Origin of the sequence: Vreelandella subterranea (assembly GCF_900111305.1) — a bacterium.
GTDB classification, from domain to species: domain Bacteria; phylum Pseudomonadota; class Gammaproteobacteria; order Pseudomonadales; family Halomonadaceae; genus Vreelandella; species Vreelandella subterranea.
Genome location: NZ_FOGS01000002.1, coordinates 60142 through 72373 on the forward strand (window position 1 = coordinate 60142; position 12232 = coordinate 72373).

Genomic DNA, 12232 nt, shown 5'->3' on the forward strand with positions numbered 1-12232 from the left:
TCACCCTGCCGCTATAGAGAACACATCAAATATAAGAACGAGTTGCGTTTCATATCGAGTGCCCATAGCCTACCATCTAAAAAATAAATGACAATATTTATCATTAGCGTTCAGTTAATTTTAGCCTGCTACACAACAAAACGGGAGCCGCCAGGGCTCCCGTATCACCGCCTACCTTGTTAATAGCCGGCGCGATATCAAACACGCCTGGTTAACTGATCACGACATACTCTTTTGTCAGCGGTGCTAATGGAAGCTGCCAGGCCTCTTCCCGAGTCACCCACCTCGCTTCGGCTATTTCAGCCGCCGCCTCGACCGGTACGTCAATCACTAAACTGAACAAATGCGCCTCCAGCATCACACCCGCCTCGTTAGCCGCAGGCGCGCTGTAAACACCCATCGGGATCAGTTGATCCTCATTGACGTGTAATCCCAGCTCTTCTTCCAGCTCACGGGATAGCGCCTCAAGCGCGGTCTCACCCGCATCGACCTTGCCGCCGGGCTGCATGAAGAAAGACGTATTGTGCTTTCGCACCAATAGCAAGCGACCCTCCGGGTCGCTCACCACGGCAGCGGCTATTTCCAATACGTTAGCTGGGTTGGCTGGCATGCGCCGCTCCTCTCGTCCTTACCCTTGATCAGCACCATCCGCGAATAGCGGTATTAAAACGCCCAATCATCGTCTTCGGTGGCCACTGCCTTGCCGATCACATAGGACGACCCTGAGCCGGAGAAGAAGTCGTGGTTCTCATCGGCATTGGGTGATAGCGCCGCCATGATCGTGGGGTCCACATCCGTTTCGCTGCTGGGGAAAAGCGGCTCGAAGCCGAGGTTCATCAGCGCCTTGTTGGCATTGTAGTGGAGGAATTTCTTGACGTCCTCGGTCAGGCCAACCTCGTCGTACAGCGACTCGGTATAGCGGACTTCGTTGTCGTAAAGCTCCAGCAGCAGCTCGTAGGCGTAGTCCTTGACCTCCTGCTGACGCTCCGGCGTTGCCTCGGCTAGGTCCTGCTGGAACTTGTAGCCGATGTAATAGCCGTGCACCGCCTCGTCGCGGATGATCAGGCGGATCAGGTCCGCCGTGTTGGTCAGTTTGGCGTGGCTTGACCAGTACATCGGCAGGTAGAAGCCGGAGTAGAACAGGAACGACTCCAGAAAGACGCTGGCGACCTTGCGCATCAGCGGGTCGTCTGAGCGATAGCGGCCCAGGATCAGCTCGGATTTGGCCTGCAGGGTGGGGTTTTCCTCGCTCCAGCGAAAGGCATCGTCGACATCGCGGGTGGTGCACAGCGTCGAGAAAATCGAGCTGTAGGAGCGCGCATGAACCGACTCCATAAAGGCGATATTGGTATACACCGCCTCTTCGTGGGGCGTGCGCGCGTCTTCCATGAGCACAGGCGCGCCGACGCTGCTCTGGATGGTATCCAGCAGCGTCAGGCCGGTGAACACGCGGATGGTCAGCTGTTTCTCTTTATCCGTCAGCGTATTCCACGACTGGATATCGTTGGACAGCGGGACTTTTTCCGGCAGCCAGAAGTTGCTGGTCAAACGGTTCCACACTTCGAGGTCTTTATCGTCTTGCAGACGGTTCCAGTTAATCGCATCGACCCGCGATAAACGTTGCATCATGTTCATATCGTCACTCTCTTGAAAGTCGTCGGGCGCTTAAAGCGTGCAGGATACGCAGCCTTCAACCTCTGTACCTTCCAGCGCGCTCTGGCGCAGACGGATGTAATAGAGGGTCTTGATGCCCTTCCGCCAGGCGTAAATCTGCGCCTTGTTGATATCCCGCGTGGTGGCGGTGTCCGGGAAGAACAGCGTCAGCGACAAGCCCTGATCGACGTGCTTGGATGCCTCGGCGTAGGTGTCGATAATCTTTTCAGGACCAATTTCATAGGCGTCCTGGAAGTAATCGAAATTGGCTTCGTTGAGGAACGGTGCCGGGTAGTAAACCCGCCCCAGCTTGCCTTCCTTGCGGATCTCGATCTTGGCCGCGACCGGGTGAATACTGGACGTCGAGTGATTGATGTAGGAAATCGACCCCGTCGGAGGAACGGCCTGCAGGTTGCGGTTATATAGCCCGTGCGCCATGACGCTGGCTTTCAGTTCCTGCCAGTCCTGCTGGGTGGGCAAGGCAATACCGCTGCGCTCAAACAGTCCACGCACTTTTTCGGTACGCGGTTCCCAGGCCTGGTCGGTGTACTGGTCGAAGAATTCACCCGACGCGTAGGTAGAGTCGGCAAAGCCCGCAAAGGTGTCACCGTGCTCGATAGCCAGCCGGTTTGACGCCCGCAGCGCGTGATAGGCGATGCAATAGAAATACAGATTGGTAAAGTCCAGGCCTTCATCGGAACCGTAATAGATATGCTCACGGGCCAGGAAACCGTGCAGGTTCATCTGCCCAAGACCGATCGCCCGGGACTTGGCATTACCTTCCGCAATGGAGGGCACGCTGCTCAGGTTGCTCATTTCCGATACCGCGGTCAGCCCGCGAATGGCCACGTCGACGCTGGTGCCAATGTCGCCCGAGTCCATCACCTTGGCGATGTTCATGGACCCCAGGTTGCAGGAGATATCCTGGCCGATATGCCGATAGCCCAGGTCTTCGTCGTAATCCGTCGGCGTGTTCACCTGAAGGATTTCCGAGCACAGGTTGCTCATGTTGATCCGGCCCGCGATGGGGTTGGCGCGGTTCACCGTATCTTCGAACATGATGTACGGATAGCCGGACTCGAACTGCAGCTCGGCCAGGGTCTGGAAGAAGGCACGCGCGTTGATTTTCTGCTTGCGGATACGCGCGTCTGCCACCATCTCATGGTACTTCTCGGTTACGCTGATATCGCCAAACGGTACGCCGTAGACCCGCTCGACGTCATAGGGCGAGAACAGGTACATGTCCTCGTTGCGCTTGGCGAGCTCGAAGGTGATATCGGGAATCGTCACCCCCAACGAGAGCGTTTTAATGCGGATTTTTTCATCGGCATTTTCGCGCTTGGTATCCAGGAAGCGCAGGATATCCGGATGGTGAGCGTTCAGGTAAACGGCACCGGCACCCTGGCGCGCGCCGAGCTGGTTAGCGTAGGAAAACGCATCCTCGAGCAGCTTCATGATCGGGATGATGCCCGACGACTGGTTCTCTATGCGCTTGATGGGCGCGCCCGACTCGCGAATATTGCTGAGCAGGAAGGCAACGCCGCCGCCCCGCTTGGACAGCTGGAGCGCTGAGTTGATCGAGCGGCCGATCGATTCCATGTTGTCTTCGATACGCAACAAAAAGCACGACACCAGTTCACCGCGCTGCTGCTTGCCGCAGTTCAGGAAGGTGGGGGTGGCCGGCTGGAAACGGCCGCTGATGATTTCATCGACCAGCGACTTGGCCAGGGTTTCATCGCCACGTGCCAGGGCAAGCGCCACCATGCAAACGCGGTCTTCGTAGCGTTCGAGGTAACGCTTGCCATCAAAGGTCTTGAGCGTGTAGCTGGTGTAATACTTGAAGGCGCCAAGAAAGCTCGGGAAGCGGAATTTGTAGGCATACGCCTGCTCGAACAGCGCCTTCACGAAAGAAAAGTCATACTGGGCCAGCGTGTCCGCTTCGTAGTACTGCTCCTCGACCAGGTAATCGAGCTTCTCTTCGAGGGAGTGGAAAAACACGGTGTTCTGATTGACGTGCTGCAGGAAGTACTGACGTGCGGCTTCGCGGTCTTTATCCAGCTGCAGCTCACCGTTGGCACCGTAAAGATTCAGCATGGCGTTCAGCGCATGGTAATCCATGGTGCGACCGTCGCTTGCCGCCGCAGGCCGTTGCGTTTCAGTGACATTTCTCGAGGCTAGGGTTGTCGTTTCCAAAACTCTTCTACTCCTTCACGGACCTTGGCGACGTCTTCGTCAGTGCCAAACAGTTCGAATCGATAAAGCAACGGCACCTGACATTTTTCCGCAATGATGCGGCCCGCCAGGCCATACGCGTCGCCAAAGTTGGTATTACCCGCGGCAATCACCCCACGTATCAGGTGGCGATTATGTTCGTCATTCAGAAACCGGATCACTTGGCCCGGCACCGCCCCCTTGGCCTGACCGCCACCGTAGGTGGGCGTTACCAGAATGTAAGGCTGATCCACCTGGGGGACCGGCGCTTGCCGACTGAGCGGCAAGCGCTGGGCAGCCAAACCTGTCTTTTCAATAAAACGGTGGGTATTGCCCGATTTGGTGGAAAAATACACCAGATTGCCGACCATGGAGGGCGTGCGTCCATCTGTCAGCATGGGTAACTTACGCCAGGGCTTGGATGCGGTCTGGACGGAAGCCTGACCAGTGGTCTTCACCGGCAACGACGACCGGCAACTGACGATAACCCAGCGCTTCGACTTCTTCCTGGGCACCCGATTCGGCGGTGATATCGATCACGGTATAAGGAAGCCCCTGCTTGTCCAGCGCGCGATAGGTAGCGGTGCATTGCACACAGGCTGGCTTGCTATAAATTTGAATTTCCATGGTCATTTCCCTTTTCATAGCGGCATTTTTCGGGTAGGGCATATCTTGTGCCCGCCCTCTCTAGAAGCTACAACGCATACTATATATAGACCATCTGAAAATCAATTCAAGCATATGTGGTATTTTTCATCCACAGGATATTGACAGCTATTGCCCAATACTATTCACGACAGCAAAAAAAACCGCCCCCGATTAAGGAGGCGGTTTTCAAGTAGACGCCATCAGATGGCGTCATACGTAGCGCGACTAGGTGTTAAGCGATGGCCGCTTGGTAACGACGCTCTACGTCTTCCCAGTTCACTACGTTGAAGAAAGCGGCGACATAGTCAGGACGCTTGTTCTGGTACTTGAGGTAGTACGCATGCTCCCAGACATCCAGACCCAGCACCGGCGTATTGCCGTGCATTAGAGGGCTACCCTGGTTCAGCGTGTTTTCAACGACCAGTTTTTTCTCGGGCGTCACGGATAGCCAGGCCCAGCCACTACCAAAGCGACCAAGTGCTGCTTTCTTGAACGCTTCCTGGAAGGCTTCAAAACCGCCCAGCTCAGCATCAATCGCCTTGGCTACGCTGCCTTGCGGCTGGCCACCACCATTGGGCGACATCATTTGCCAGAACATGGAGTGGTTGGCATGGCCGCCGCCGTTATTGATCACGGGCTGACGCTTGTCTTCCGGAACACGGTCCAAATTGGAGATCAGTTCTTCAACCGGCACGTCTTCGAGACCTGTGCCTTCCAGCGCGGCATTCAGGTTGGTGACATAGGTGTTGTGGTGACGAGAATGGTGGATCTCCATGGTCATCGCATCAATGTGCGGTTCTAGCGCATCGTACGCGTAGGGTAACTCTGGAAGTGTATGTGCCATATTGATCATCTCCTTTCAGTGGCTTTCTTTGCGTTCAGCAATATCCGGTTTCAATAACTAGGTGCGGTCACCTCATTGCTTTTTCAACCGCAAGGGGCTGATTTCGCTTTTGCCCCAGTATTTTAGTCAACTAACGGCAGTTTATCTAACCCAGCTCATATAAAAAAGCCGACTTCACACGAAGTCGGCTTTTAATCTCACGATTTCAACTGGTTACAGCTTACTTTCCAGCTCCGGGAGGATCTCGAACAGATCGCCCACAAGGCCATAATCGGCAACCTGAAAGATCGGCGCTTCGTCGTCCTTGTTGATCGCGACGATCACCTTGGAGTCCTTCATGCCGGCCAGGTGCTGTATGGCGCCGGAAATCCCCACCGCGATATACAGCTCCGGGGCCACGATCTTGCCGGTCTGGCCGACCTGCATATCGTTGGGCACGAAGCCTGCGTCTACCGCGGCGCGGGAAGCCCCAATCGCCGCCCCCAGCTTGTCGGCAATGCCGTCGAGCAGCTTGAAGTTTTCGCCGTTGCCCATGCCGCGGCCGCCGGAAATCACCACCTTGGCGCCGCCAAGCTCCGGGCGGTCCGACTCGGCAAGCTCCTGCTTGACGAAACTGGACTGGGCATTGTCGACCACGGTATCAACGGCTTCGATGGTGGCGCTGCCGCCATCACCCACGGCATCAAAGCCGGTGGTACGCACGGTGATGACTTTCAGCGCGTCGTCGCTCTTGACGGTCGCGATGGCGTTACCCGCGTAAATCGGGCGTTTGAAGGTGTCAGCGCTATCCACGGCAAGCACATCGGAAAGCTGGCTGACGTCTTTCAAGGCCGCCAGACGCGGTAGCACGTTTTTGCCGGTGGTGGAGGCGCTGGCCAGTACGTGGGTATAGCCATCGGCCAGTTCGACCAGCAGTGCGCCCATGGGCTCGGCGAGCTGGTGGGCGTAAACGGCGTTATCCGCAACGCGCACTTTACTCACGCCGTCAAGCTTGGCCGCCGCCTCGGCCGCGGCCTGAACGCCTTCACCGGCGACAAGAACGTCGATATCGCCACCAATGGCTTTAGCCGCCGCCACGACGTGGGCCGTGGCGCCCGCCAGCTGGCCTTCATGAAGGTCGGCAAGTACCAAAATGCTCATAAAATCAGCTCCTTTCAAAGCGCTTGTCTCGAAGAACTCGTCTCAAAGTACGGGTTGTAAAGAACCGACCTTAAAGAACCTTGGCTTCGTTTTTCAGTTTGTCGATCAGCTCGTCTACCGAGGCCACTTTGATACCGCCCTTGCGCTCCGCCGGGGATTCGACTTTCAAAAGGCTAACCTTGGACGCCACCTCGACACCCAGATCGGCGGGGGTCTTCACGTCCATGGGCTTTTTCTTGGCTTTCATGATATCCGGCAGCTTGGCGTAGCGCGGCTCGTTGAGGCGCAGGTCGGTGGTGACGATCGCCGGCAGCGTCAAGGCAACCGTCTGCAGGCCGCCATCGATTTCCCGGGTCACGTGAACCTTGTCGCCATCGACGGTCACCTCTGACGCAAAGGTGCCCTGGGGCAGGTTGGTCAAGGCGGCAAGCATCTGGCCGGTCTGGTTATTGTCGGTGTCGATGGCCTGCTTGCCGAGAATCACCATGCCCGGTTGCTCTTCATCGACCACCTTGGCCAGCAGCTTGGCCACAGCCAGTGATTCGGCGCGCTCGTCAGTTTCGATATGAATGGCGCGATCCGCCCCCAGCGCCAGCGCGGTGCGCAGCTGTTCCTGGGCGGCCTTGGGGCCCACCGTCACGGCGACCACTTCCGTCGCAACGCCCTTCTCTTTCAGACGCACGGCCTCTTCCACGGCAATTTCGCAGAAGGGGTTCATGGCCATTTTGACGTTGGTAAGGTCGACGTCAGAATGGTCCGCTTTGACACGAATTTTGACGTTGTAGTCGATGACGCGTTTCACCGCGACAAGTACTTTCATAGGTTCCTCGCTTGGCTTGTGGTGAAGCCGTTAACCCTGGATGGCACCCACCTGGCAGGCACCTTGAGAAGCTTCGGATATCACATTGCGGCCCGGAAAGGCTGGCCGCATCAAATTCATTCGAGCGTTTGATAGGCGTGCAAATAAAAAACCTTTTTAATTTGCCATAGCCTACCTGCCTGCAACAATAGGCGTTGCTTACGGCCTTGGTCGAATCCCCATCACTGAATGGGCCGCCCTTCATCGTCGCTAAATGTGAAATCGCCATTTAGCATCGTAGGCGTGACCTTACACAGGTATTATGCCTATTATGAAGGATAACCAGAAGCAAACGACCGTTTAAAATTAAGGCCATGTTTTTATAAGCTAGTTCCCAATCGCTAGTCATTGTAAACAATGGCCCTTATGAGAGTAAGGAGACACCAGGTGGATAACGTTGAACGCGATGTGATGGACTTTGACGTGGTCATCGTCGGGGCTGGCCCATCAGGACTGGCGGCGGCTTGCCGCCTGATGCAGCAGGCCAGCGACGCGGAGCAGGAACTGACCGTCTGCGTGGTTGAAAAAGGCTCGGAAGTCGGCGCGCATATTCTGTCCGGTGCCGTGTTTGAACCCCGCGCCCTCAATGAGCTGTTTCCCGACTGGCAAGAGCGCGGCGCGCCCCTCAACACGCCCGCCATCCGCGATGATGTTTACCTGCTGAAAGATGCTGACAAGGCGCAGAAACTGCCCAACGCGCTGGTGCCCAAGAGCATGCATAATACCGGCGGCGACCTTACCCGCTACGTGATCAGCGCGGGCAACCTGTGCCGCTGGCTGGCGGAACAGGCAGAGGCCCTGGGCGTGGAGATATTCCCGGGCTTTGCCGCCCAGGAAGCCATCGTTGAAGACGGTGCGGTACGCGGCATCCTCATCGGTGACATGGGCGTGGCCGCCGACGGCTCGCCAAAAGATAGCCACATGCCCGGCATGGAACTGCGGGCAAAATACACCCTGTTTGCCGAAGGCGCCCGCGGCCATATTGGCAAACGCTTGATCGAGGACTTTTCCCTCGACGCCGGACGCGACCCACAGCACTACGGTATCGGCCTGAAGGAGCTTTGGGACGTGCCTGCCGACAAGCATGAACCGGGCGTCGTCCTGCACGGCTCCGGCTGGCCGCTGGGCAACAATGCGCATGGTGGCTGGTTCCTCTACCACGCTGAAAATCAGCAGGTAGTGGTCGGGCTGATCATGGACCTGAGCTACCAGAACCCCTGGCTGTCACCGTTCGACGAATTCCAGCGCATGAAGCACCACCCGGTACTCAGCCAATACCTGGAAGGCGGCAAACGCGTTGCCTACGGCGCCCGGGCGATCACCAAAGGCGGCTTCAACTGTCTGCCTAAAATGACCTTCCCAGGTGGCCTGCTCATCGGCTGCGATGCGGGCACGCTCAACTTTGCCAAGATCAAGGGCCTGCACACCGCCATGAAATCGGGCATGGTGGCAGCCGAAAGCGTGTTTGAAGCGATCAAGAACGGCGACGAAGGCGCCCAGGAACTGACGAGCTTCACCGACAAATGGGAAGCCAGCTGGGCCTATCAAGAGCTGAAAGAAAGCGCCAGCTTTGGCCCGGCCATTCATAAATACGGCACTGTCGGCGGCGGCGCGTATAATTTTGCCAATCAACTACTGGGCAACAAGCTCCCCAACCTTCACGACACGACCACCGATCACGGGGCTCTGAAACCCGCCGACGAGTGCGAGAAGATCGACTACCCCAAGCCCGATGGCAAGCTATCCTTCGACAAGCCATCGTCGGTGTTCCTGTCCAACACCAACCACGAAGAAAACCAGCCTTGCCACCTGCGCCTGGACGATCCAGACCTACCGATTCGCGACAACCTGCCCAAGTATGCCGAACCCGCCCAGCGCTACTGCCCGGTAGGTGTCTATGAAGTCGTCGAGGATGACGAAGGGAAGCCACGCTTCCAGATCAACTTCCAGAACTGCATCCACTGCAAGACCTGCGACATCAAGGATCCGGCTCAGAATATTACCTGGGTAGCGCCAGAAGGCGGCGGCGGCCCCAACTACCCGAACATGTAGCGACTTCGCTGGCACACTACGCATGTCAATGAAGCTAAATGCCCCATCACTGGGGCATTTTCTTTATCAGGCCAGCCGTTCGATGGGAGCCCGGCTGGCGATCAGCCGTCGCCGACCCGCCTGATCGAAGCGCACATCGATCACCGGGTCGCTTGGATTACCCTCTACGGTGGCGACTTCGCCTTCGCCGAACACCGCATGGTGCAACCGCTGGCCAGGATAGAACGCGCTTGCGGTGTAGGCCGCCTGCGGGGCTTGAACCTCGGGCGCTGCCAACTCGATGTCATCACGCCCTAGCTGGCTCAGGTAACGCCCCACGAGCGATGGCGACGTGACCCTCAGCGTCTGCGACGGCGTGTTGTCGCCAGCCAGCCAGGCGGCGACCTGCATGCTGTCCTGCCAGGCGCTTTCGGTAATAAAACGACTGGGCCGATGCGCCCCGCCATCGTGAAGCACAAGCAGCCGTTCTTTCGAGCGCGTGATCGCGACATAAAACAGCCGCCGCTCCTCCTCCAGCCGGTCGTCAGTAAGCGGGTTGTCACGGCTGTAATAAGGAAAGTCTTCCTCGTTGACGCCTGCCACGGCGACGAAGGGCCACTCAAGCCCCTTGGCGCCGTGAACGGTGCTGATCAAAACCCCCGCTGCTTGATTCTCCACCGGGCGCTCCAACAGCTCGATAAACGCATCCGGGTCCGAAGCGCTTTGCGCCTGCTCGATCAAAACGTCCAGCAAGCGCACGTCTTCTTCGCCTTTATCGCGCCGGGCGGCAGCGCGTTTCAGGGTTTTCTCGGCCTCGATGGTATCCACGACGTGCTGCAGGAGCTTGGCGGGCGGCCATGCACTGAGCTGCGGCAGTTCGCACAGCAAGGTCCAGCGTTTTTTCAGCGTGCGCCGCTGGATGGGCTTTAAATCACTGATCACCGGGTCGTGATTTTCCGGCCATGCTTGACGGCTGGCGAGATTCTGAGCCAGCCGCTGCAGGCGCTCGCGGGCCACGAATGGCGTGGGCTGGGCCAGCAGCAAGGTGAGTTGTTCGGGGTCTTGCAGCAATGTCGGGCGACGGGAAAGTTTTAAATACCCGGCCAGCGCCTGAACCAGCGGCAGGCGAAACACAAAGCGGTCTTCGCGGGCCAGCCGAAAGGGGATGCCGGCCTGCAGAAGCGCCAGTTGAAACGGCACCGAAAGCGCCCAGCTGCGCACCAGGAGACTCACGTCGCTCAACACGCGGCCCTGCGCCTGCCAGTCGATCAACGCATCCAGCAGCTGCCGACCGCCCTGCCCCACGGACAAGCGGGTATCCGGATTGTGGGGCGCGGCCAAACATAGCTGGTCCGGCCGACGCTGGTTGGCGGCAATCGCATGGTTGGCCGCCAGCGCCAGGGCATGGCCGTGGCGAAACGTGGTCGAGAGAGGGTAATCGGTCGCTTCGCCAAAGGTGGCGGTAAAGTTTTCCAGCATGGTATCCGGCCGCGCGCCGCGCCATTCGTAGATACACTGATTGGCGTCGCCGACCGCCATCACGGATGCCCGCTTCCCCGCCAGAACCGCCAGCAGGCGCTGCTGGGCCGCATTGATATCCTGATACTCATCGATGATCACGTGATCGAGAAAGCCCTCTACCCGGCTGCGTAAGGCGCCATCGGCTTCGAGGGCTTGCAGCGGACGATAAAGCAGATCCGCATAGGTCATCACGCCTTCACTACGCAACAGGCGCTCGGCCTCGTTAAAGGCGGCGGGGAAATAGTCCGTATCGGGGTCGTAATTGAGACGTTCAAAGAGGGCTTCGGGGGGCAGCATTTCGGCTTTGACCAGACCGCAAAAATGGGCCAGCGTCTCGAGTCGATCGCCTTCCAGCGCCGCATCGCGGCGCTCAACGGCATCGCTGAGCACATTCAGGCTGGCCTGGCGAAGCAAACGCTCGAGCTGCCATTCCGCCGACAACAGGCGACGCGGCGCCAGGACGCCCCAGCGGCACAGACTTTGCGTCAGCCGGTGACCCAGCGAGTGGAAAGTACGAACGTCAGGTAGCGCCTGGCCGGATGGCGCCATACTGGCCAGGCGACGCTGAAAATCTTCCCGGGCGGAGCGGTTAAACATCAGCACCAGAATGCGCTTGGGCGGTACACCGCGACTGAGCAAGTAATGAACCCGCGCGGCCATGGTGGTGGTTTTACCGGCACCGGCCACCGCAGCAACACGGGCATGGCCCTCATCGTGGTGAATGACGGCTTGCTGTTCAGCGGTTAGCTTCACGACCCCTCGCTGGGTGATAACCCATCAAGCTCATGCCCTTCCAGGTAGCCGATGGGGTGCCAGTGGCCGGCGCTGTAGACACTCAGCGCCTGACGACCGGCCCCTTCATCGCGTAATTCGGCGGCCTCAGCAAGCTGATAGTAGACATGGCGATGCAACCTGGCTGCCAGCCCGAAACGTACGGCAATTTCCGGCACCTGATCTCCCTGGGGCGTCTCGCTCAACGTCAAGGGGTGCTCGGCATCAAGGCGCACGACGTCGTCAAACTGCGTGGTCAACCACCACGCATCGTCATGAAAATCGGCTTCCACGGCGACCAGCGGCCGATCATCCACCTTGATACGCCAGCGCTCGATAGGTGTTACCAGGCAATAGCCCTCGGCATCATGACGCAGCAAGGTCGACAGCAACCGCGCGACGCTGGCACGGGCAAAAGGCGCTCCTTCATGCCACCAGCCGCCCTGGGCATCGATGCGTATGTCCATATCGCCTGACAGGGCGGGCTGCCAGTCATCGAGTGGCGGTATGCTGGAAGCGCCCTGACGATAATCGAGCAATCGGTCTATATTCAT

At 58.2% G+C, this 12232-nt stretch carries 11 protein-coding genes; 1 reads left to right on the forward strand and 10 read right to left on the reverse strand.

Annotation, left to right across the window (positions count from 1 at the left end):
- Nucleotides 1-211 precede the first annotated feature (211 nt).
- From BMX75_RS03130 to BMX75_RS03165, 8 genes are all read right to left on the reverse strand, one after another.
- On the reverse strand, nucleotides 212-610 hold the full coding sequence (locus BMX75_RS03130) for an NUDIX hydrolase (RefSeq protein WP_092825204.1): 399 nt from the start codon (nucleotides 608-610) through the stop codon (nucleotides 212-214).
- Between the two features lie 53 nt (nucleotides 611-663).
- Nucleotides 664-1635 carry a class 1b ribonucleoside-diphosphate reductase subunit beta gene (nrdF, locus tag BMX75_RS03135; RefSeq protein ID WP_085918803.1) on the reverse strand — a complete coding sequence of 324 codons (972 nt, stop codon included), beginning with the start codon at nucleotides 1633-1635 and terminating at the stop codon, nucleotides 664-666.
- A gap of 30 nt (nucleotides 1636-1665) precedes the next feature.
- Nucleotides 1666-3846, reverse strand: coding sequence for a class 1b ribonucleoside-diphosphate reductase subunit alpha (nrdE, locus tag BMX75_RS03140; RefSeq protein ID WP_479715019.1), 2181 nt, complete (start codon nucleotides 3844-3846; stop codon nucleotides 1666-1668).
- Nucleotides 3828-4262, reverse strand: a complete 435-nt coding sequence (nrdI, locus tag BMX75_RS03145; RefSeq protein WP_082926089.1) for a class Ib ribonucleoside-diphosphate reductase assembly flavoprotein NrdI — start codon at nucleotides 4260-4262, stop codon at nucleotides 3828-3830. Before nrdI ends, nrdE begins: the two co-directional genes overlap by 19 nt.
- 7 nt (nucleotides 4263-4269) lie before the next feature.
- Nucleotides 4270-4491: a glutaredoxin-like protein NrdH gene (gene nrdH / locus BMX75_RS03150; protein WP_066320999.1), complete on the reverse strand. Its 222-nt coding sequence runs from the start codon at nucleotides 4489-4491 to the stop codon at nucleotides 4270-4272.
- A 253-nt stretch (nucleotides 4492-4744) separates the two neighbouring features.
- Nucleotides 4745-5356, reverse strand: a complete 612-nt coding sequence (locus BMX75_RS03155; RefSeq protein WP_092825206.1) for a superoxide dismutase — start codon at nucleotides 5354-5356, stop codon at nucleotides 4745-4747.
- Between the two features lie 213 nt (nucleotides 5357-5569).
- The gene (locus BMX75_RS03160) at nucleotides 5570-6496 is read right to left on the reverse strand and encodes an electron transfer flavoprotein subunit alpha/FixB family protein (protein ID WP_092825208.1); all 927 of its coding nucleotides are present in this window, start codon (nucleotides 6494-6496) and stop codon (nucleotides 5570-5572) included.
- Nucleotides 6497-6566: 70 nt separating this feature from the next.
- Nucleotides 6567-7316 carry an electron transfer flavoprotein subunit beta/FixA family protein gene (locus tag BMX75_RS03165; protein ID WP_066321003.1) on the reverse strand — a complete coding sequence of 250 codons (750 nt, stop codon included), beginning with the start codon at nucleotides 7314-7316 and terminating at the stop codon, nucleotides 6567-6569.
- 426 nt (nucleotides 7317-7742) lie between these two features.
- Here BMX75_RS03165 and BMX75_RS03170 point away from each other — a divergent pair, with 426 nt between their 5' ends.
- Nucleotides 7743-9407, forward strand: a complete 1665-nt coding sequence (locus tag BMX75_RS03170; protein ID WP_092825210.1) for an electron transfer flavoprotein-ubiquinone oxidoreductase — start codon at nucleotides 7743-7745, stop codon at nucleotides 9405-9407.
- A 66-nt stretch (nucleotides 9408-9473) separates the two neighbouring features.
- On the opposite strand, the gene BMX75_RS03175 is transcribed toward BMX75_RS03170, so the two are convergent.
- Together BMX75_RS03175 and BMX75_RS03180 are read right to left on the reverse strand one after the other, a co-directional pair.
- A complete protein-coding gene (locus BMX75_RS03175; protein ID WP_092825212.1) occupies nucleotides 9474-11660 on the reverse strand; it encodes an ATP-dependent helicase in 2187 nt (728 codons plus the stop codon).
- A complete protein-coding gene (locus BMX75_RS03180) occupies nucleotides 11657-12232 on the reverse strand; it encodes a DUF1285 domain-containing protein (RefSeq protein ID WP_092825214.1) in 576 nt (191 codons plus the stop codon). Before BMX75_RS03180 ends, BMX75_RS03175 begins: the two co-directional genes overlap by 4 nt.

Excerpts from the sequence above, each read along its gene's own strand:
- nrdH (WP_066320999.1), bottom strand. The coding sequence starts at position 4,491 with ATGGAAATTCAAATTTATAGCAAGCCAGCCTGTGTGCAATGCACCGCT.
- BMX75_RS03165 (WP_066321003.1), bottom strand. The coding sequence starts at position 7,316 with ATGAAAGTACTTGTCGCGGTGAAACGCGTCATCGACTACAACGTCAAA.
- BMX75_RS03160 (WP_092825208.1), bottom strand. The coding sequence starts at position 6,496 with ATGAGCATTTTGGTACTTGCCGACCTTCATGAAGGCCAGCTGGCGGGC.
- BMX75_RS03130 (WP_092825204.1), bottom strand. The coding sequence starts at position 610 with ATGCCAGCCAACCCAGCTAACGTATTGGAAATAGCCGCTGCCGTGGTG.
- BMX75_RS03180 (WP_092825214.1), bottom strand. The coding sequence starts at position 12,232 with ATGAATATAGACCGATTGCTCGATTATCGTCAGGGCGCTTCCAGCATA.
- BMX75_RS03155 (WP_092825206.1), bottom strand. The coding sequence starts at position 5,356 with ATGGCACATACACTTCCAGAGTTACCCTACGCGTACGATGCGCTAGAA.
- nrdI (WP_082926089.1), bottom strand. The coding sequence starts at position 4,262 with ATGCTGACAGATGGACGCACGCCCTCCATGGTCGGCAATCTGGTGTAT.
- nrdF (WP_085918803.1), bottom strand. The coding sequence starts at position 1,635 with ATGAACATGATGCAACGTTTATCGCGGGTCGATGCGATTAACTGGAAC.